Source organism: Sporosarcina sp. Y352 (assembly GCF_056786535.1).
This window is the reverse complement of sequence record NZ_JBXCJE010000005.1, coordinates 112,980-131,272: the sequence shown is the minus strand read 5'-3', so window position 1 is coordinate 131,272 and position 18,293 is coordinate 112,980. Positions and strand designations below refer to the sequence as shown.

Here is an 18,293-nt window from a genome sequence, read left to right as displayed (position 1 = left end):
TTACTTTGTTAAGAAGGTAAGTTCAATTCAAGAATATAGGTAGGGGGCGTTGAGCGTATGGAGACACGTATTGTTGAAGTCGAGGAATTCATGGTGACAGGCTACGAACTGAAAGGGCCGCTATCAGAAATTCCGGGTAAATGGGATGTGTTGAATGCGGAAATTGCGGAGCAAGGTGTCTTGGCAGAAGAATCATTCGGACTTTGCCTGTCGATGAAAGGTGGAGAAATCCACTATCTTGCTGGCGTCAAATCTCATCTTGCTGAAGGTTTTCTGAACACAGAAGTAGCTGTAGTTCCAGCTGGCAAGTTTATTGTTGCCAAGGTGGAAGGTGGAGTTTCCGCGATACCAACCGCGTTTAACAACTTAATGAAAACAGACGGTATTCAACTGCGAAATTGTTTCAGCTTTGAACGATATATTCATCCTAAAGGATCGACCGGGTATGACATTGAAGTTTGGCTACCGATTGAGTGAAAGTGTGGACAGATAAAGAATTGTATATAGAAGAGATTTCGGCGTGTGCTGGGAATCTCTTTTTTTATTTTGTAATATTTTGAATTTCAGTTGACAACTGGTAACTCGACCCAGCACTATGAATAGAAGGGGCGGTGACGTACAAAGTGAAAGAGATTTATAGAAGGACATGGATTTCTAGTTTGATCATTGGGATAGGGACCGCTATTTTTTGCATTTTATATTATTTCATCGGTTATACAAGTTTCAGGGAAAATGGAGATGTATTAATCATAACCGGTTTGGCTGCATTGTTTTCAATTGGAGCAGGGTTCCATTTCAAAGGTGTGCATGAGAAATTAGTCAAAGAAACAAGGAACATACCAGAAAGCACGTTGAACTTGGAGGGATTAAACGAGCTGATTCTTGAGCGAATTCCTTCTTTTTTGCTTAAAATGTATAACGTCGATTCAAATGGCAATCCACTGTTTGTCATTGAACCATCCAAAGGTCAATTGTTAAGATGGCTTACATTTTTCGAACTATTTGAGAAGGGGTTTATCATTCCGGTGCATTATGACATCGTAGATATGAACGGACAACTGCTAGCAACAATTACAATCCGGAGTAATCTAAAGCGTGACGAACTTACCTTAAACGAACCAGATGGTACAGTAATGGCCACTTACATACAGAACCATTGGACAGCAAAACTCAAAAATCAAGGAATTTTGTATCATGCGGATGGTTCGGTTTGGCGAGAGCTTGAAGCAAAAGCAATTGCGGGAGACATCGATGTAGAAGATGACGAGGGACGTATGACGGCTAAATACCGCTTTGGTATTTTCCCTTATACAATGAGACCGGTTTTTCAAAGTGATGCCCATCATGAGTATGTTCAGTTCGGGTCACACATTTCTTCGGATGAAAAGCTGGCCTATACGATGATATTTTTCTTGTGGCTCAAAGGGTAATTTAATTCTCTTTTATGTGTTGACTCTGACGTTACGTCATACTTTATAGTTAGTTTTGTAGGGGGGCTTGAAGCGATGAAAGTGAAAGAAGTATCGCAGTTGACCGGTGTTAGTGTGCGCACACTTCATCATTATGATGACATCGGTTTGTTAACGCCGGATTGTACGACAGAAGCAGGGTACCGGCTTTACTCGGACGAAACTATGGCGACGTTGCAGCAAATTCTGTTCTTTCGCGAACTTGGCTTCTCTTTAAAGAAAATCAAGGAACTGCTCACGAGTCCCGCGTTTAGTCGTCAGGAAGCCTTTGAAATGCAGCGTACAATGCTCCTCGAGAAACGAAAGCAGCTTGACAGTATGATCAATACGATTGAGAAGACAATTCAACATGGGAGAGGGGAAGTAGCAATGACGAACGAAGAGAAATTTAAAGGGTTTGATTTCAGTAAGAATCCATATGAACAAGAAGCAAGGGACCGCTGGGGCGACGAGGCGGTTGATGAATCGAATAAAAAAGTTGCACAGTTTGGACCGGAGTTAGGTGAGGAAATGAACCGTATTTACTTCAGCTTGGCGAAAATACGTCATATTAATCCATCTTCTGATGAAGCGCAGGCTGGTATTGATGAATGGTTTAAGTTTTTGAATAAGATGGGAAGCTATTCTTTGGAAGCATTCCAAGGTCTTGGTGAAATGTATGTTGCGGATGAAAGGTTCACAAAGAATATCGACCAGTTTGGCGAAGGGCTTGCGGTGTTTATGAGGGATGCAATGGCAACGTTTGCTGAGGATAAATAAAAATCAATACAGTAAGTACAGCGGGAGCAATTTGTTCTCGCTGCTTTTTTATGTAGTAAATGTGTAATATATAAGTTACCTAATGTCATTTATAATTGACACCCTATATATGTATATCTATAATTAAAGTAATAGGAGCGTGGCCATGTCGAAAAATTTGCGAATTAAGGCTGCACGAGCAGCAATGGATATGTCACAAAAGGATGTAGCAGAAGCAATTGGTATTACTCGACAGACGATGAATGCCATTGAGAGCGGCGAGTATAACCCATCTCTAAAGCTCTGCTTAGCCATCTGTAAAGTGTTGGACAAAAAATTGGACGATCTCTTTTGGGAGGAATGAGTGTGAAAAATGACAGATATGATGAATATCAGGTGAACAACCGGAATAAAATAGCGTTTGAAACACTAATCATCATAACGCTGTTGGTTTTCATTAATGGATTTGTGAAAATGACCTACATATGGGCGGAGCCGCTGATGGAGTCGTTGGTATTGCTTTATATTCCCAGTATCTATTTTGCAATACGATCCATTTGGAAAAATGCCTATTTTAGTAAAAAAGAAAAGTATCCCGGATTTTACATTGCAGTATTTCTACTAATTACCTTGGTGAATCTTTATACGGTTGTCACTTCAATCTATCATGGATTCTTCGTTATCATTGAAGATGGGAAACTTGCAAATGGCGCAGGAGTACTGTTCATGTTAGGTTTTACAGGCTCAATCACCATCGCGATGATTGCAAGGAAATTTGCTGACAAACGAGTATTGAGCAGTAATTAATGTTAATTGTTAATTGCTTCGGAAACCGAATGATTAAAATAGATGAAACTCCATCGCTCGTTTCAACGTATAATAGATAATAGGTATAAAAAAATCCTTAACTGTCTTGAATTACCGTTACCCCTGTAGGTCCCGGGTCGTAGACAGTTTCCATCCGCGGCCGGTTTTATTTGCTGACCGAAATGCACATAATGGATATAAGAGAACGGCAAGGGGTTGGGTACAGTGAAGAAATTCATCTATATCGTGCTGACTGACACAGGAACCCTGCTGTCAAAAGCGATTGGGATGTACACGGGGAAAGAGTTAAATCATACATCGATTGCATTCGATAATGAGCTGATTGAAATGTACAGTTTTGGGCGCAAACAGCCACATAATCCTTTCGTTGGAGGGTTTGTAAAAGAATGCGCAACAGAAGGGATATTCCGCCAAGCAACATGTGCAGTTTATCGTTGTGAAGTCACAACGGAGGACTATACACGTATGCTCGATAAAATCCTTTTGATTGAACAGGAAAAAGAACTTTATAAATATAATTTTATCGGATTATTTGGTGTTGCCGTAAACAAAGGAATTCAGCGGGAGCATGCATTTTTCTGTTCGCAATTCGTCGCGATGGTTGTAAATGAAGGCAATTTACAAATGTTCAGTATCGCACCAAGTTTAGTACAACCACATCATTTCTCACAGCTCCCTTGTTTGGAACGTGTGTTTGAAGGCGATTTACAAACCTATTTGAATCAGACGAGAGGTCAGCAGGAGCGGGAGAGAGCACCTATCCGTGTGGGAATGTGGAAAAGTTTGGCGTTCCGATTGCTTGCCTAAATAAGCATGTATTTAATATGAGAGCACTTCTTTCTAACGGGAGTGGCTCTCTTTTTCTAATTCAATTTTTTCTATGAAACTACTATCTGAGAAAGGAGTGATTGAGTTGGATGAAGAGCTGAAGGGTATTCTAAAAAGAGTCTCTGATTTAGAAGGGGAAGTAGACTCGTTAAAACAGCAACTGGAGGACATGAAACCCGCAACAAGTTACGCTACGGAGAAAGTGAAAAAAGTTCATTTGGCATCCATAATGGAACGCCTGCCTGAGCAACCAATTCAGGATGAAGTTCCGATTCAGCAGAAAGTTAGGAAAGAGTTCAATCTTGAGAAAGCATTAAGCAACTGGCTTCCGCGTGTATTTATGTTTATTTTACTGCTTGGTGTCTTATGGGGACTGAAAGTTGGAATGGATAATGGATTTATCACCAATCCAGTGCGAGTCGGCATGGGTTACACAGGAACGATTTTGCTCTACTTTCTTGGGATGCGCTACTACAATGGTGGGAAAATAGGGTTTGGTCTAACATTGCTTGGCGGTTTTATCGGCCTTGGGATCTTGACCACATTTGCGGCACATCTATTATATGGTTATCTAAACTTTACTATCGCATTTACAATAGGCGTGGCATATATCATTGCAGGACTGATTTTGTCGAGAAAGACGAAATCAGAAACGCTAACAATTTTTTCGGGAATAGCAGGTTTTTTACTTCCGTTTTTGTTGGAAGGGGAGGGTGCTACTGCCGTACAATTCTGTTCATACATCCTATTATTATTTTTATCACTGTTTTATGTATCCCTTAGTCAAAAACAAAAGTATAGCTTTTATGTAACATTCTTCTTATTTCATGTAACGCTACTGGCTTTCACGCTTCTTGAAGGTATAAATGGGGATGCGTCGGTACTAGTCGTGACGGCGCTCATTCAGCATGGTGGGATTCTATTCTTTTATTTTAAAGAACGTATTTCAAGAGATGTTTTCTCAGAAGCACTCCTTTACTCCAATTTTGTATTTACGATGGGCTGGATAAAGCTGCTTGACCAAATGCAGGAAGTCGTTGTGTATGGCATGTTGGCAACATTATATATTGCGCTTGCAGTGTACACATTTTGGAAGAAGGACCATGTGTTGCGTGGAATTCTATCCGCAGTTGCGGTACTTGCGGTCACTGTTTTCATCCTATCCTTCAAAATGGAAGATGAACGTGTTGTGTTAATGTTGCTCCTATTAACTGGGGCGATTGGAATAGGGGGCGGTTTACGTTATGACACGCTTCGGACAATTTTTACAGGTTCAGTAGTTTACTTTTTCACGATACCTGTAGTTCTGACATCGATACAAATAATTGGATTTTGGTCTATGGAACATGCAGTTTGGCTTATTTTTATCGGGACAATCGGTTGGATATTTTATTCGCTATACCGATTTGAACCATCTATTTTAAAAGGGAATACGATATTGATTGATAAAAGTTTGATCATCGCTCAAGTGTTTGTTCTTCTGTATATTTATGGACTGACAAAGTTAGGGTTGGCGAATGCTTATGTATCGTTTGAAACAGGCGTTCATATTCAAAGATTTGTGTTGCTTGTGGTGCTAATCGCTATGTATAACGTCTATAAATGGAGTAAGGGCCTGTACTTGACCCATGCAACAGTCATTCTATTTCTAGTAGCAAGTTTAGGAATGCTGCTTCAAGGTTTAGGTTCTTTTTATAACCAAGGCGAGTTTTTGTTTAACTTCTTCGTGCAGCTAGCTTATGGAGCGACCTTAACGGTTATGATTCGGGCAATTATAAGGGAGCGTTTCTATTTAACTCTAAAAGAGCTGAAGTTTGAGACACCGCAGCTAGCTGTTTTTATGCAAGTTATTTATTTGATCTTCATAAATAAATGGTATTTTGCATTCACGAATGCTTATGAGTGGGATTTAGATTATGTTTTATTCGCGCATACGTTCCTACTATTCGCATTTGCATTCCTGTCGATAAGTCTAGGGGGGAAATTGAATTGGAAATATGTTAAAGTCTTCGGTGCTGTACTCCTGGTTGTTTGTGTACTCAAGCTTTTCATCGTAGATTTGTCGAGTATTTCCATTCTAGTCCGCGCGATTTTGTTTATTGTCATTGGCGTTGTTGGGCTGCTTTATTCCAGAACGTTATTGAAGGACTAGTAAGCAAAACGGGTTTCGACATTACTTACGATGTATTGTGCGTTTGTCGCAATTCCTGTTAAAACGTGCGATAATAAGGAAAACAGTGAAGTAAGGATGACAATATGACAAAAACAGTCGATTTACAAGTAAATGCAAGAAATATTGCAGATTTCAAAAAAGGCTATCCGCTAATTTTAAAAGATGCGATTATTAATTCCAGTGTGCTGACAACGGAAGGCACGATTGTTCGATTAGTGGATAAAGACCGTCGATTTGTTGCAAAAGGGTATTACGGTTTGCAAAACAAAGGCCTTGGTTGGGTACTCACGAGAAAAGAGGAAGAAGAAATTGATTTCGACTTTTTCGAATCGAGAATCGCAGCAGCACTTGCGAGACGTGAAGCGTTATTCGCGGATGCCTATACGACAGCTTTCCGCGTATTCAATGGAGAAGGCGACGGTATCGGCGGTCTGACAATCGATTATTTCGACGGCTACTTTATGGTGAGCTGGTATAGTGAAGGAATTTATTCACTTAAGCATCATGTTTACAGCGTGTTCGATAAAATCATTGATTACAAAGGGATTTATGAGAAGAAGCGCTATGATACCAAAGGCGGATACATTGAACAGGATGATTTCGTTAAAGGAGAGCAAGGCGATTTCCCGATTATCGTCAAAGAAAATGGCATGAATTTCGCGGTCAACTTGAATGACGGTGCAATGACTGGGATTTTCCTTGATCAGCGTGATATGCGTAAAGCGATTCGTGACAAGTATTCTGAGGGTAGAAATGTCTTAAATACGTTCTCGTATACAGGTGCATTCTCTGTTGCGGCAGTCCTTGGTGGCGCGATGAAGACGACAAACGTCGACCTGGCGAAGCGCAGCAATGCAAAAACGATTGAGCAGTTCAGTGTAAACGGGATCGATTATGAACAACAGGATATTAAAATAATGGACGTCTTCGATTATTTCCGTTATGCAAAACGAAATGATTTGAAGTTCGATCTAGTTATTCTAGATCCACCAAGCTTTGCCCGTACTAAAAAATATACGTTCAGTACTGCGCAAGACTATCCAGCATTGCTAATGGAAGCAATTGCGGTTACCGAGAAAAATGGTATCATTGTTGCGTCGACGAACAACGCGAGTTTCGGTATGAAGAAATTCAAAACGTTCATCGAACAGGCATTCAATGAAGCAGGGTCTAGGTACAAAATTCTTGAGGAATCGACATTGCCAAAAGATTTCCGGACCAACCGTGATTACCCAGAATTCAACTATTTGAAAGTCGTCATTATACAGAAAACGAAATAAGTTGAGAATAGAGAAGCCGTGCCGAAGTTAATTTGGTACGGCTTTTCGCATTCGAAAAAAGAGGATAAAGCCTGTCAATCGAGAATAGATAAATGGTAGAGATTGAATGGGGTGGGAATGTGTCTGAGGCGATTTTACACGGAATCATTCTGGCATTCGGCTTGATTGTACCGTTAGGCGTCCAAAATGTGTTCGTATTCAATCAGGGAGCGTTGCAACCTACATTTATGAGGGCCATGCCGGTTGTCGTCACAGCGGGGATTTGTGACACGCTCTTGATTGTGGCGGCGGTATCAGGCGTTTCACTTCTAGTATTGACGTTTGCCTGGTTGGAAAATGTTGTTTTTAGTATTGGAATTCTTTTTTTACTCTATATAGGTTTTGTTTTATGGAGAAGTGACGCGATGTCGATGAAGGTAGATGGAGAGCGGTTTTCAACTAAGAAACAAATCATCTTTGCAGCGTCGGTATCTTTAATGAATCCTCATGCAATCCTCGACACGATTGGAGTTATCGGGTCAAGTTCACTAAATTACGCGGGGAATGTACGAATGGCATTCACGCTGACGACAATCATCGTTTCATGGCTTTGGTTTTTCGGGCTTGCAACAGCCGGGCGCTATTTCGGGAAGCTGGATTCGACAGGCAAGCTGATGGCGTTGTTGAATAAAATCTCTGCTTTAGTCGTCTGGGGAATCGCTGTGTATATGGCAATCAGATTGGTCGGAAATATGATATAAAAAGCCGTACTGGTCATGACCAGATACGGCTTTTCACGTGGAATCAAAGCTCATTGAGTTCCGCATTCAACTTCTTCGCCTGGCTTCTGAAATACAGATAGAAAGAAGTCCAAAATACTGAGTAGGATACAATGAATAATCCCAATGCGAGTAAAAAGCTTTTTAATGTAAATGGAACCCAACCGATTCCAAATGCAAGAACGAAATACAGAATTACCACTGTCACAAAATGCAGCGCGGTTTGTTGGGACAATCGTAAATCGACATTTTCAAAAAAGAGTGGCGTGACTGTGAAAAACCAGCCGCAGAAAATGGAGCCGAGCGAGTTTTTCAAGAATAATTGTCCGTCCAGCATATCTATATCACTGAATAACACAACTGAATTGGTCAGAATCACAGCGATGAATGCACCGAAGAAAACACCGATTATGCTTCTGTATAAGAAGGTTTTCATTCGCTTTTCCTCCTGTTCATTTTCAAGGAATCTTTAATGGAATTGACGTATGTCCTAGAAACATATTCCTTTGCCCCCGACTTGAAATACAGACATAATGTTCCGTTAAATGAAGCTTCAAAACGGCTCATTTCATGGAGATTGGCAATAACTGATTTGGATAGCCGTACGAATTTAGTCGAAGGAAGTATAGCTTCTAGTTCATATAACTTTTCTTTTAATTTAAAGGAACCGGCAGTAGTTACGGCGACAACACTGTCTTTTTCAGTATGGAAATAATGGATATCACCCGGCTTTAAAATGTGCTGCATATCGCCGTCTCTACCAACAAGAAAATCCGTATCCTGACCTTTGATAAAATCAAGAATTTCTTGCACGGAATCGTCCAGTTCCGGGCATTCAATCGTCACTTTGGTTTCTTCGTAATCACGATCAATGTTCAATGATACTTTCATTGCGAGACACCCCTCTCGACAATAGTTTATCTGTTTACACAAGTCTGTCAAATGCGTCTTTTTGTTGAAAAACGGACAACGAACAAAGCGGTAATGGCCAGACAACAAATATAGGCGAAGGAAATGAGCGTGCCGCTGTCAAAAATAAGTCGGTCATTCCAAATGGCAATGAACAACGTATTCATATGATAGAGCGGATTGAAATCGGCAATGACTTGGATGAATTTCGGCATCATACTGATTGGAAGCGTAAATCCTCCAGTGAAGATGACAACTTGGAAAATGACAATGGAGAATACCAAAGCACTTTTCACCTCGTTGAAAAAAGCGTAAATGGAAGAAGCAATTAGGAGAAGAGCGGCATTGAATACGATGAAAAATCCATAGGCTGTGATGAAATTCAATATATGGAACTGCAAATCATACACAAGCATACCGATTGCATAAATGAATAGGTAACCGAAACTTGTAATTATGATGGAGCGAACGATACTGGATAGCAAAAGTGTATTTTTAGAAACAGGTGAGAGTCTGATTCGCTTTTCGACACCCGTTGCACGATGCGTCACTTGGTCGAACCCGAAAGCAAAAAATACGGTGGTGAATGTTATTAGTAAAATAAACGATGGTGTATACGTTTGTGCATAACTCAAGTTACCTGCGTATGTCTGATCTCCATACAATTGCCCCAGGAAAATGTACGTTACTGGCGGCACGATAATCGTGAAAACCAAATAAAACAATTCCCTTGAAAACATGAGTAAGTCGTACTTTAACTGTGTCACTAACATATTTTCTCCCCCTTATATGGATACTTTATCAAGATAAAATGCATTGACGGATGTATAGCCTGTTGCTAAAATACCTTCTGTTGTATCGAAAATTTCATTGACTCCATTATCAATAAGCATCACCTTATCGCAATACAATTCAATTTCATCCATATTATGTGTCGTTAAAATGACCGTCCCGCCCGTACGATTGTTATAATCGGTAATGTACGTCCATAAAATATTGCGCATATGTGGATCAAGCCCTGTCGTTGGTTCATCCAAAATTAGGAGCTTGGGTTGCGATAAAAAAGCGATGGCCAAGCTCACAATCTGTTTCCAACCGCCGGAAAGTTTATCGAAATACTTTTTACGATGTGGTTGTAACTTGAAATCGGCAATGATTGTTTCAATGTCGATGGGCGATTTGTAATACGCTTTAAATAACCGCAGCAGCTCCTGCACCTTCAGTGTCTGATAGAACTGTGTCGGCTGCAGTACAACGGATATTTGTTTTCGAACTCGTTCCAGCTTGTTAGTTGAGAGTGCCTTTATATCTTCATTGAAAACGTACACTGTTCCGGCGTCATATTGTTTAATCGTCATAATGATTTCAAGAAATGTAGATTTACCGGCCCCGTTCTTCCCGATAACCCCGATGATTTCACCTTCTTGTGCTTGAAAATCCAAACCTTTTAAAACAGCATTTGCTCCGTAAGCCTTTTTTAAATTGCTAACCTTGATAATTGTCATTGCAATACCTCCGTCTGAAAATTCTTTGTAATCAAAGTGTATGATGAAAGGGCCTTATTGTCTGCGGGATTTCGGTGACTGGCAACAAATTGAAGGTGACTTGCAGTAAAATAAGGATGAAATGCATTCGGTTTTTGAGAAAATCCAAAGGACATAGCTATTTAAATAGAGAATAAGTAATGAAGAGGGGATGAAGTGGATGAATTCATTGAAGCCGAAAAAGCGCAGTAAGATACGTATATTTTTCGGGAAGAAAGTGTATCGGTTGAAACGGTATTCAGAGTGGTATATGGACGGGAAAAAGTATGCAATGAAGCGGTCAGTGGAGAAATTGAACCATGTTATTTTCCAACACCGAACGCCGCTACTTCGTCAACTGAAAGATGTCGAGATGGAATTACAAACCAATAAAATTAAGAATTTGAAGATAGCAGCAAAACGATTGAACGGAATTATACTCCAGCCAGGACAAACATTTTCCTATTGGCGCCTGATAGGAAATACGACGAAGCGCAAAGGGTACGTCGAAGGAATGATATTGCATTACGGGCAAGTGACGACCGGTGTTGGTGGGGGTCTATGTCAGTTGTCAAATTTGATATATTGGATGACGCTTCACACACCGCTTACACTTACTGAACGCTACCGCCACAGTTACGACGTCTTCCCCGATTCGAAACGAAATCAGCCGTTCGGCAGTGGTGCTACATGTGCCTATAACTATCTTGATTTACAACTCAAGAACGAAACGAGTGAATTGTATCAACTGATTATCTATCTGACGGACACTTCCCTCGTCGGTGAATGGCGTGCGTCCACGGTGGCGAATCGTACCTACAAAGTGTACGAAAAAGACCACAGTTTCACGCGTGAATCATGGGGTGGCTATGTGCGCCATAATACGATTTACAGGAAGGCGTACAACTTGAACGGCGAACTCATCGATGACGAATTCATTACAGAAAACCATGCGATTACGATGTATGAACCATTTTTGTCAAATGAGGAGTGTTGAAAATGTTAGGACTGAACAAAGGTGAAGTCAGATTAGTAGCGCATGCTACTGACTGGGAAGAAAAGTTCATTGAGGAAAAAGAATTATTAAGCGAGGCCATTGGAATGCAAGTGGTGGATATCGAACATATGGGAAGTACTGCCATCAAAGGAATTGCCGCGAAGCCGATTCTAGATATTCTTGTCGGTGTTCGATCAATGGATGATGTAGCGAAATTTGATAAAAGGAGATTGAAAGAAGCCGGTTATTACCATCTTGGTCGTGTGGAATTAGAGGGGAAAGTTGTTTACGCTAAGTTTACAAACCTAGAGGATCTGACAAAAACGCATGTCCTTCATATTGTAGAATATGGCGGCGATTGGTGGCAGAAACATACATTCTTCAGGGATTATTTAAATGAACATCCCTACGTTGCGAAACAATATGAAACGTTGAAGAAAGAATTGGCTGCAACGTATCCGGATAATGAAAGTTTGTATACTGAAGGGAAATTATGCTTTGTCGAAGATGTGATAGGCAGGAAAAAAACCAGGCCATTCATTATTAATGAGGGAAATTTGCAAGTTCGAGAATTGGAAAGAGTTGATAAGGTACTTCTCTCGAAATGGCTTTCAGATCCAGAAATCCTACAATACTATGAAGGACGCGACAATCCATTTAATCTTGAAAAAGTGGAACAGCAATTTTTTGAAACTGAAGAGAATGTGACTAGATGCCTGGTTGAACTTAGCGGAATTCCAATCGGTTATGTCCAGTTTTACATAGTTGACGGAGATGAGAGAGAAGTCTATGGCTTTGGCGATTCGGCGGAGCTGATCTATGGCATGGACCAGTTCATAGGAGAGTCAGCTTATTGGAACAAAGGCATCGGAACGGAGCTCGTCCAAGCGATGGTGAAGTACTTACTTGAAGAAAAAGGTGCGGACCGGATTGTAATGGACCCACAAATATGGAACGTAAGGGCAATACATTGTTATGAAAAATGCGGCTTTGAAAAGGTGAAATTACTGCCAGCAAATGAGCTGCATGAAGGGGAATTTCGGGATAGTTGGCTGATGGGAAAACGTAAAGTCGATAAATTTGATGGTGGTCCAAGGATGAAATTTAGAAAATTGAGTAAGCATGAGGCGCCACCGATGGACCTTCTTCTCTTTGCCGATCCATCGTGGGAACTGATAGAAAGATATATTGCCAATGGTGAGTGCCGTGTTGCTGAAGAAGAGAATAAAATCATCGGTGTCTATGTGCTAGTCAAGTTGAGTGATACAACGATGGAAATTATCAATATCGCAGTAGATGAACAAAAGCGGGGTCAAGGGGTTGGGCAGAAGCTAATCCGTGATGCAATCCTGACTGCAAAGATGCTAGGCTGTGAAACGCTTGAAGTGGGAACGGGTAATTCCAGCATCGGTCAATTGGCATTTTACCAGAAATGCGGATTTCGTATGGAGGCTATTATCAAAGACTTTTTCACGGACAACTACGAGGATGAAATTTTCGAAAATGGTATTCAGTGCCGAGATATGATCAGGTTTTCGATGACTCTTTTATGATTAAGCCGAGAACACCCGTGACATCAGTTGTGGGGAATTAACAGAATAGACGTACTTGTCATAAATATGTCCCGTGACAAGTCTCTACCCCTTAAGTAAAATGGTTATAATATATGGTGAACTTTTTGTAGAGGAGATGACGCTGTGAAACGGATAATCATGCTTCTTTTCATTGTTGGTGTGATAGCGGGCTGTTCGAATGTATATAGCGCAGAAGAAGGCTATCGCATGGCGGTCATTAACCAGGGTTTTCCGGTTCCTAAAAATGCAAGTGAGCTGAAACCTGAAGCGTGCACAACAGAAATTGCGAAATCGGCCAAGTACAAGTTGAAGGCTATCGGCGGGGAACAGGGAGAACCTCCGAGACATTACTTGGAGGAAATTAAAAAGTGGGGTTGGACCGAGCTTGAAGATGAGCGAAAAGGGAATATCCACTTCTATGAAAAAGAAGGAAAAGTCATTTCACTCGTCTTTACCAAAAATGTCTTTGATGTGTTTGAAATGAGCAGCTGAGTGGAAAACTAAGGGAATCCAAGAAACTAATTATATGACCGACCGTCCTACTAGTAGGAGAGGATTGAGTTCGCTCGATGTTAACTATTCTCCTTCCACGGTTCACAGAAGAAGAAAATCCTTATAAATAGCCGTTGTTTTGGTAGTCCAGTGTCAGATGTAGTAAAATGAATAATGAAGTTGTTACAGCATAATAATGGGGATTTCCATTAAACGAAGGAGTGATTAATTTGGCGATTATCTTACAAAAAGGACAAAAAATTGATTTGACAAAAGGTCATCCTGGCCTTGAGAAGATTGTTGTTGGACTTGGTTGGGATCCGATTCAGAAAAAATCCGGGGGATTACTTGGCGGACTTTTCGGCGGCGGTAATAGCGGCGGTTCTAATATGGATATTGACGCTTCTGTCATAATGCTTCAAGACGACAAGTTTCTAGGTAAAGAAAACTTGGTGTACTTTGGTAATATGAAAAGTAACTGTGGTAGCGTAGTACATACAGGCGATAATACTACAGGACAGGGCGATGGAGACGATGAGCAAGTGGTTGTTGACTTGAAAAAAGTTCCCGCGAATGTTAATAAGCTTGTGTTTGTTGTCAACATTTACGATTGTGTAAAACGTAAGCAAGACTTTGGTCAAGTGGAAAACGCATTTATCCGCGTCCTAAATTCTTCGAATAACGAGGAATTATTAAAATTCAACTTGTCCGAAAATTATGCAGGATCCACAAGCTTAACTGTAGGGGAAATTTACCGCAGTGGCAGTGAATGGAAGTTTGGCGCGGTTGGTTCAGGATCTTCAGACGCAGGACTGGCAGATATGGTTAAAAGATATTCATAAAATATAAAAAATAGAAAAGAGGATGACTTAAATGGCTATTTCATTAAGCAAAGGGCAAAAAATCGATTTAACGAAAAGTAATCCAGGACTAACAAACATAACAATCGGCTTAGGCTGGGACACGAATAAATATGACGGCGGGAAAGATTTTGACCTCGATTCGTCTATATTCTTATTAAACGCAACGGGCAAATGTGGAGACGAAAAGGATTTCATCTTTTTCAATAATCTTGAAGGTGGAAACGGTTCCGTGGTTCATGCGGGCGATAACTTAACTGGTGAAGGTGATGGAGACGATGAACAAGTCAATATCAATCTTGCAAATGTACCAGCTACAGTTGAAAAAATTGCATTCACGATTACGATTCATGATTCAGAGACGCGCAATCAGAACTTCGGACAGGTTTCAAATAGCTATGTACGAATCGTCAACGATGCAAACCGTGAAGAGTTGATCCGCTATGATCTTGGAGAGGATTTCTCTATTGAAACAGCTGTTGTTGTTGGTGAATTGTATAGACATGGTAGTGAATGGAAGTTCAGTGCAATTGGCAGTGGCTATCAGGGTGGTCTAGCTTCACTTGTTAAGGATTATGGACTTCAGGCTTAATCATAATAGATGACGTTTGTTATAGGGCTTCTTCGTTCAATTATGATGGACAGGAGTGAATCAAATGGCGATTAGTTTATCAAAGGGACAAAAAATTGATTTAACAAAGTCGAACCCGGGTCTTGTAAGAGGGGTAATAGGGCTTGGTTGGGACACAAATAAATATACTGGCGCCAAGGAGTTTGATTTGGATACTTCTGCGTTTCTTGTGGATGTAAACAATCGTTGCCAGAATGATCATGATTTCATCTTCTACAATAACCTTAAGCATCCAAGTGGCGCCATTATTCATACAGGCGACAACCGGACGGGCGAAGGGGATGGCGATGACGAGCAGGTAATTGTTGATTTTTCAAAAATCCCTGCTTATGTTGACCGCATAGGTATTACGGTTACAGTTCATGATGCAGACGCGCGAAACCAGAACTTTGGGCAGGTGACGAATGCTTTTGTTCGTCTAGCGGATGAAGCTACGGGAGAAGAATTGCTTCGTTTTGATTTGGGAGAAGATTTCTCGATAGAGACAGCAGTTGTTTTTTGTGAGCTTTATAGGCATCAGAATGAATGGAAGTTCAATGCGGTCGCCAGTGGATTCTCCGGAGGTCTGGGAGCGCTTTGTCGGAACTATGGTCTAGACGTATAATTTCATGGTCACGACTATGAACCAGCGTAGGATGACTTAATATAAAAAGAGGAAGAAGGCTTGTACCTTCTTTTTTCTTTACCCTAAATAAATAAGGTTGGTGCTCTAATTGAAGTATTTTAATGACTTAGCGGCTGTAAGCGTGGACGATTTATTCTATCGTCAGCCGGCGACGGTTACGAAGCATACCGATAAGCAACGGCTGTCATACAGTCTCGGTGCAATGTTGTATATGCCTGCAACAAGGTTGGATATTGCTGACCTCATTATTACGAACAAATTTAAAGAACTTGTCACAATAGCCATCTGTCTTGAAGATGCGATAGGGGATCATGAAGTCGAAGAGGCTGAGAATAAGCTGATCCTTCATATGCAATCGATTAGTGCTGCAATTCAGGACGGTCGACTTACGGAAGAAACAACTCCGCTTATTTTTGTCCGGGTGAGAAGTGCAAAACAGATGGTAGACATAGCGGAACGGCTCGGTGATTCACTTGAAAACCTTGTAGGCTTCGTGTTTCCTAAGTTTTCATCAGAAAATGCGGAAGACTTCTTATCAGCACTTCGTTTGCTGAATGAGCAAGCAAATACGGTTCTATATGGTATGCCAATTCTTGAATCACCGAGTGTCCTTTACAAGGAGCGTCGACTGGACGAGTTGTTAAAGTTAAAAGAGATAGTCGATCGATATGCTGATTTCATTCTGAATATCCGTATCGGGGCAACCGATTTATGTGGGCTTTACGGGTTGAGGAGGGATAGTGAGACGACTGTCTATGAGATTTCCATTGTCAATGAACTGATTACAGATATTGTTAACTTGTTTTCCAGACAACATGATGGATTCGTCGTATCAGGCCCTGTCTGGGAACACTTTTCTTCAAATGGCCGCATCTTGAAACCGCAGTTACGTGCGACACCGTTTCAAGCCAACTTTGGTTCGGAAGGGCTTTTGCTCAGAAAAGAACTGATTCGAAAGGACTTTGACGGATTAATTCAAGAAACCCTATTGGATAAAGCAAATGGTTTAGTTGGAAAAACCATCATTCATCCTACGCATCTCTTGCCTGTCCAAGCATTGTATGTCGTGACAAAGGAAGAGTATACAGATGCGCTTGGTATCTTTCAGCAGGCGACTGGCGAAAAAGGTGTTTTTAAAAGTGAATTTATGAACAAAATGAATGAGATTAAGCCCCATTTATACTGGGCACAAAAAGTATTGATTAAGTCTGATATATACGGGGTGTATAATGAAAACATCACATTCATCGATTTATTATCCGAATAAATACACGCATGAAGTGTGCGATTCCATGAAGGTACATGTACAAATTGAACAAAATCCATTCGGACTTCCGGCGGAAACGTTATATGAGATGGCCGCGCGAATTAATAAAAAGCGATCTTTTTTGTTCGTCAGCAAAGTACTTGGAAAGCACATCCCTATCCCTCCTCAAGTGCCATTGATTGCATCGGCATTGCTGGCATCCATTTATTATGAAGGTAAGACAGCTAAGCAAATGCCTGGAAAAGAACAGTTAATCGAAGCGATGAAGGATGGCTCTCCTGAAATTTTACAAACTGCCTATGAGGTTGTTCGAAAATTGCGCTGCAAACTAGATGAGCCAGTTATTTTTATCGGTTTTGCGGAAACGGCGACGGCCCTCGGTCATGGCGTTTTTGACTGTTTTTCAGACTCTGTCTACATTCATTCGACAAGGGAAATGCTTGTCGATCAAGACGTGACCCTCTACTTTGAAGAAGAACATTCACACGCTACAGACCAGCGTTGCTATGCCCCAGAGCAGTCTTTGAAAAATGATCAACCAATTTGTCTCGTGGACGATGAGATTACAACAGGTAATACAGCTTTGAATATCATTGCATCCATTCAAAAGCGTTTTCCACGTAAGGAATATACGATATTATCCCTTCTGGACTGGCGGAGTGAAGAAGATCAGCAGCGTTTGAAGGATTTTGAGAAGTTGCATGGCATTCGCATCACGACGTATGCGTTAATGACGGGAACAATTCAAGTCGAAGGAACACCCGATTTAAATGAGAGTACCGATGTTGTTGGTGAATCGCTTAGTGGAACACCCAATTTTGAGCGAATCAGTCTGCAGCCATTGTCCGTTCCACTTCCTCACATTATGCATTCATCAATGGATTCCTCTGGATTTAAAATCGGACCCTATTATTCAGCTCTGACTGGGAGGTTCGGTATTTCATCAAGCAACAAACAGGAAATTGAGGACTATTGTCAAAGTGCAGGAAAGTATTTGAGAAAACACAGAACAGGTAAGAGGACGCTATGTCTTGGTACAGGTGAATTCATGCATATTCCTATGAAAACCGCTGTTTACATGGGTGAGGGTGTAACTTATCATTCAACGACGAGGAGCCCGATTTACCCGATAGACAGGGAAGGCTATCCGATAAAAAACCGGATGGCTTTCGAAAGTCCCGAAGATCCAGCAGTTATGAACTATGCGTATAATGTATCCGACATGGAATACGATGAAGTGTTCTTGTTTTTTGAACGTCCGATGGATGACAATAGACTTGAACCGATGTTGAGCCAGTTCGAAGGAATACCTGCAATCCATGTCGTAGACTTCACTTGAAA

21 protein-coding genes are annotated in these 18,293 nt (G+C 41.0%); 17 read left to right on the top strand and 4 right to left on the bottom strand.

Features of this window, described 5'->3' with window-relative positions; genetic code table 11:
• Positions 1-57: 57 nt before the first annotated feature.
• The 9 genes from AC1TO6_RS10400 (at position 58) to AC1TO6_RS10360 (ending at position 8,056) form a co-directional block, all read left to right on the top strand.
• Positions 58-477: a GyrI-like domain-containing protein gene (locus AC1TO6_RS10400; RefSeq protein ID WP_482101540.1), complete on the top strand. Its 420-nt coding sequence runs from the start codon at positions 58-60 to the stop codon at positions 475-477.
• A 146-nt stretch (positions 478-623) separates the two neighbouring features.
• Positions 624-1,430: a hypothetical protein gene (locus AC1TO6_RS10395; RefSeq protein ID WP_482101539.1), complete on the top strand. Its 807-nt coding sequence runs from the start codon at positions 624-626 to the stop codon at positions 1,428-1,430.
• Positions 1,431-1,505: 75 nt separating this feature from the next.
• Positions 1,506-2,228, top strand: a complete 723-nt coding sequence (locus tag AC1TO6_RS10390; protein ID WP_482101538.1) for a MerR family transcriptional regulator — start codon at positions 1,506-1,508, stop codon at positions 2,226-2,228.
• A 145-nt stretch (positions 2,229-2,373) separates the two neighbouring features.
• Entirely contained in the window at positions 2,374-2,571 is a 198-nt protein-coding gene (locus tag AC1TO6_RS10385) for a helix-turn-helix transcriptional regulator (protein WP_482101537.1), read from the top strand.
• A gap of 2 nt (positions 2,572-2,573) precedes the next feature.
• Positions 2,574-3,014, top strand: coding sequence for a hypothetical protein (locus AC1TO6_RS10380; protein ID WP_482101536.1), 441 nt, complete (start codon positions 2,574-2,576; stop codon positions 3,012-3,014).
• 225 nt (positions 3,015-3,239) lie between these two features.
• Positions 3,240-3,842 (top strand): hypothetical protein, encoded by a 603-nt coding sequence (locus AC1TO6_RS10375; RefSeq protein ID WP_482101535.1) that lies wholly within the window; start codon positions 3,240-3,242, stop codon positions 3,840-3,842.
• A 106-nt stretch (positions 3,843-3,948) separates the two neighbouring features.
• Entirely contained in the window at positions 3,949-6,015 is a 2,067-nt protein-coding gene (locus AC1TO6_RS10370) for a DUF2339 domain-containing protein (protein WP_482101534.1), read from the top strand.
• Positions 6,016-6,119: 104 nt separating this feature from the next.
• Positions 6,120-7,316: a class I SAM-dependent rRNA methyltransferase gene (locus AC1TO6_RS10365; RefSeq protein WP_482101533.1), complete on the top strand. Its 1,197-nt coding sequence runs from the start codon at positions 6,120-6,122 to the stop codon at positions 7,314-7,316.
• Between the two features lie 119 nt (positions 7,317-7,435).
• Positions 7,436-8,056, top strand: coding sequence for a LysE/ArgO family amino acid transporter (locus AC1TO6_RS10360; protein ID WP_482101770.1), 621 nt, complete (start codon positions 7,436-7,438; stop codon positions 8,054-8,056).
• A 43-nt stretch (positions 8,057-8,099) separates the two neighbouring features.
• Here the strand turns inward: AC1TO6_RS10360 and AC1TO6_RS10355 are convergent, their stop codons facing one another.
• Genes AC1TO6_RS10355 through AC1TO6_RS10340 form a run of 4 tightly spaced genes read right to left on the bottom strand, consistent with a single transcriptional unit; the run spans position 8,100 to position 10,488 of the window.
• A complete protein-coding gene (locus AC1TO6_RS10355) occupies positions 8,100-8,510 on the bottom strand; it encodes a DUF3021 domain-containing protein (protein ID WP_482101532.1) in 411 nt (136 codons plus the stop codon).
• Positions 8,507-8,965, bottom strand: a complete 459-nt coding sequence (locus AC1TO6_RS10350) for a LytTR family DNA-binding domain-containing protein (protein WP_482101531.1) — start codon at positions 8,963-8,965, stop codon at positions 8,507-8,509. The genes AC1TO6_RS10355 and AC1TO6_RS10350 overlap by 4 nt, the downstream gene beginning before the upstream one ends.
• 47 nt (positions 8,966-9,012) lie before the next feature.
• Positions 9,013-9,756 (bottom strand): ABC transporter permease, encoded by a 744-nt coding sequence (locus AC1TO6_RS10345; RefSeq protein ID WP_482101530.1) that lies wholly within the window; start codon positions 9,754-9,756, stop codon positions 9,013-9,015.
• A 12-nt stretch (positions 9,757-9,768) separates the two neighbouring features.
• Positions 9,769-10,488: an ABC transporter ATP-binding protein gene (locus AC1TO6_RS10340; RefSeq protein WP_482101529.1), complete on the bottom strand. Its 720-nt coding sequence runs from the start codon at positions 10,486-10,488 to the stop codon at positions 9,769-9,771.
• Positions 10,489-10,687: 199 nt separating this feature from the next.
• Here AC1TO6_RS10340 and AC1TO6_RS10335 point away from each other — a divergent pair, with 199 nt between their 5' ends.
• The 8 genes from AC1TO6_RS10335 to AC1TO6_RS10300 all read left to right on the top strand — a co-directional run bounded on the left by AC1TO6_RS10335 (position 10,688) and on the right by AC1TO6_RS10300 (position 18,291).
• Positions 10,688-11,503 (top strand): VanW family protein, encoded by an 816-nt coding sequence (locus AC1TO6_RS10335; protein WP_482101528.1) that lies wholly within the window; start codon positions 10,688-10,690, stop codon positions 11,501-11,503.
• 2 nt (positions 11,504-11,505) lie between these two features.
• Positions 11,506-13,056, top strand: a complete 1,551-nt coding sequence (locus AC1TO6_RS10330) for a GNAT family N-acetyltransferase (RefSeq protein ID WP_482101527.1) — start codon at positions 11,506-11,508, stop codon at positions 13,054-13,056.
• Positions 13,057-13,200: 144 nt separating this feature from the next.
• Entirely contained in the window at positions 13,201-13,569 is a 369-nt protein-coding gene (locus AC1TO6_RS10325; RefSeq protein WP_482101526.1) for a hypothetical protein, read from the top strand.
• 230 nt (positions 13,570-13,799) lie between these two features.
• Entirely contained in the window at positions 13,800-14,411 is a 612-nt protein-coding gene (locus AC1TO6_RS10320) for a TerD family protein (RefSeq protein ID WP_482101525.1), read from the top strand.
• A 31-nt stretch (positions 14,412-14,442) separates the two neighbouring features.
• Complete coding sequence (locus AC1TO6_RS10315) at positions 14,443-15,021, top strand: TerD family protein (protein ID WP_482101524.1); 579 nt, start codon at positions 14,443-14,445, stop codon at positions 15,019-15,021.
• A 64-nt stretch (positions 15,022-15,085) separates the two neighbouring features.
• Positions 15,086-15,664, top strand: a complete 579-nt coding sequence (locus AC1TO6_RS10310; protein ID WP_482101523.1) for a TerD family protein — start codon at positions 15,086-15,088, stop codon at positions 15,662-15,664.
• A 109-nt stretch (positions 15,665-15,773) separates the two neighbouring features.
• Positions 15,774-16,952 carry an HpcH/HpaI aldolase/citrate lyase family protein gene (locus tag AC1TO6_RS10305; protein ID WP_482101522.1) on the top strand — a complete coding sequence of 393 codons (1,179 nt, stop codon included), beginning with the start codon at positions 15,774-15,776 and terminating at the stop codon, positions 16,950-16,952.
• The gene (locus AC1TO6_RS10300; RefSeq protein WP_482101521.1) at positions 16,915-18,291 is read left to right on the top strand and encodes a phosphoribosyltransferase family protein; all 1,377 of its coding nucleotides are present in this window, start codon (positions 16,915-16,917) and stop codon (positions 18,289-18,291) included. Before AC1TO6_RS10305 ends, AC1TO6_RS10300 begins: the two co-directional genes overlap by 38 nt.
• Positions 18,292-18,293: the final 2 nt, after the last annotated feature.

Excerpts from the sequence above, each read along its gene's own strand:
- AC1TO6_RS10390 (WP_482101538.1), top strand. The coding sequence starts at position 1,506 with ATGAAAGTGAAAGAAGTATCGCAGTTGACCGGTGTTAGTGTGCGCACA.
- AC1TO6_RS10335 (WP_482101528.1), top strand. The coding sequence starts at position 10,688 with ATGAATTCATTGAAGCCGAAAAAGCGCAGTAAGATACGTATATTTTTC.
- AC1TO6_RS10300 (WP_482101521.1), top strand. The coding sequence starts at position 16,915 with ATGAAAACATCACATTCATCGATTTATTATCCGAATAAATACACGCAT.
- AC1TO6_RS10350 (WP_482101531.1), bottom strand. The coding sequence starts at position 8,965 with ATGAAAGTATCATTGAACATTGATCGTGATTACGAAGAAACCAAAGTG.
- AC1TO6_RS10385 (WP_482101537.1), top strand. The coding sequence starts at position 2,374 with ATGTCGAAAAATTTGCGAATTAAGGCTGCACGAGCAGCAATGGATATG.
- AC1TO6_RS10310 (WP_482101523.1), top strand. The coding sequence starts at position 15,086 with ATGGCGATTAGTTTATCAAAGGGACAAAAAATTGATTTAACAAAGTCG.
- AC1TO6_RS10355 (WP_482101532.1), bottom strand. The coding sequence starts at position 8,510 with ATGAAAACCTTCTTATACAGAAGCATAATCGGTGTTTTCTTCGGTGCA.
- AC1TO6_RS10345 (WP_482101530.1), bottom strand. The coding sequence starts at position 9,756 with ATGTTAGTGACACAGTTAAAGTACGACTTACTCATGTTTTCAAGGGAA.
- AC1TO6_RS10365 (WP_482101533.1), top strand. The coding sequence starts at position 6,120 with ATGACAAAAACAGTCGATTTACAAGTAAATGCAAGAAATATTGCAGAT.
- AC1TO6_RS10315 (WP_482101524.1), top strand. The coding sequence starts at position 14,443 with ATGGCTATTTCATTAAGCAAAGGGCAAAAAATCGATTTAACGAAAAGT.
- AC1TO6_RS10400 (WP_482101540.1), top strand. The coding sequence starts at position 58 with ATGGAGACACGTATTGTTGAAGTCGAGGAATTCATGGTGACAGGCTAC.
- AC1TO6_RS10330 (WP_482101527.1), top strand. The coding sequence starts at position 11,506 with ATGTTAGGACTGAACAAAGGTGAAGTCAGATTAGTAGCGCATGCTACT.
- AC1TO6_RS10340 (WP_482101529.1), bottom strand. The coding sequence starts at position 10,488 with ATGACAATTATCAAGGTTAGCAATTTAAAAAAGGCTTACGGAGCAAAT.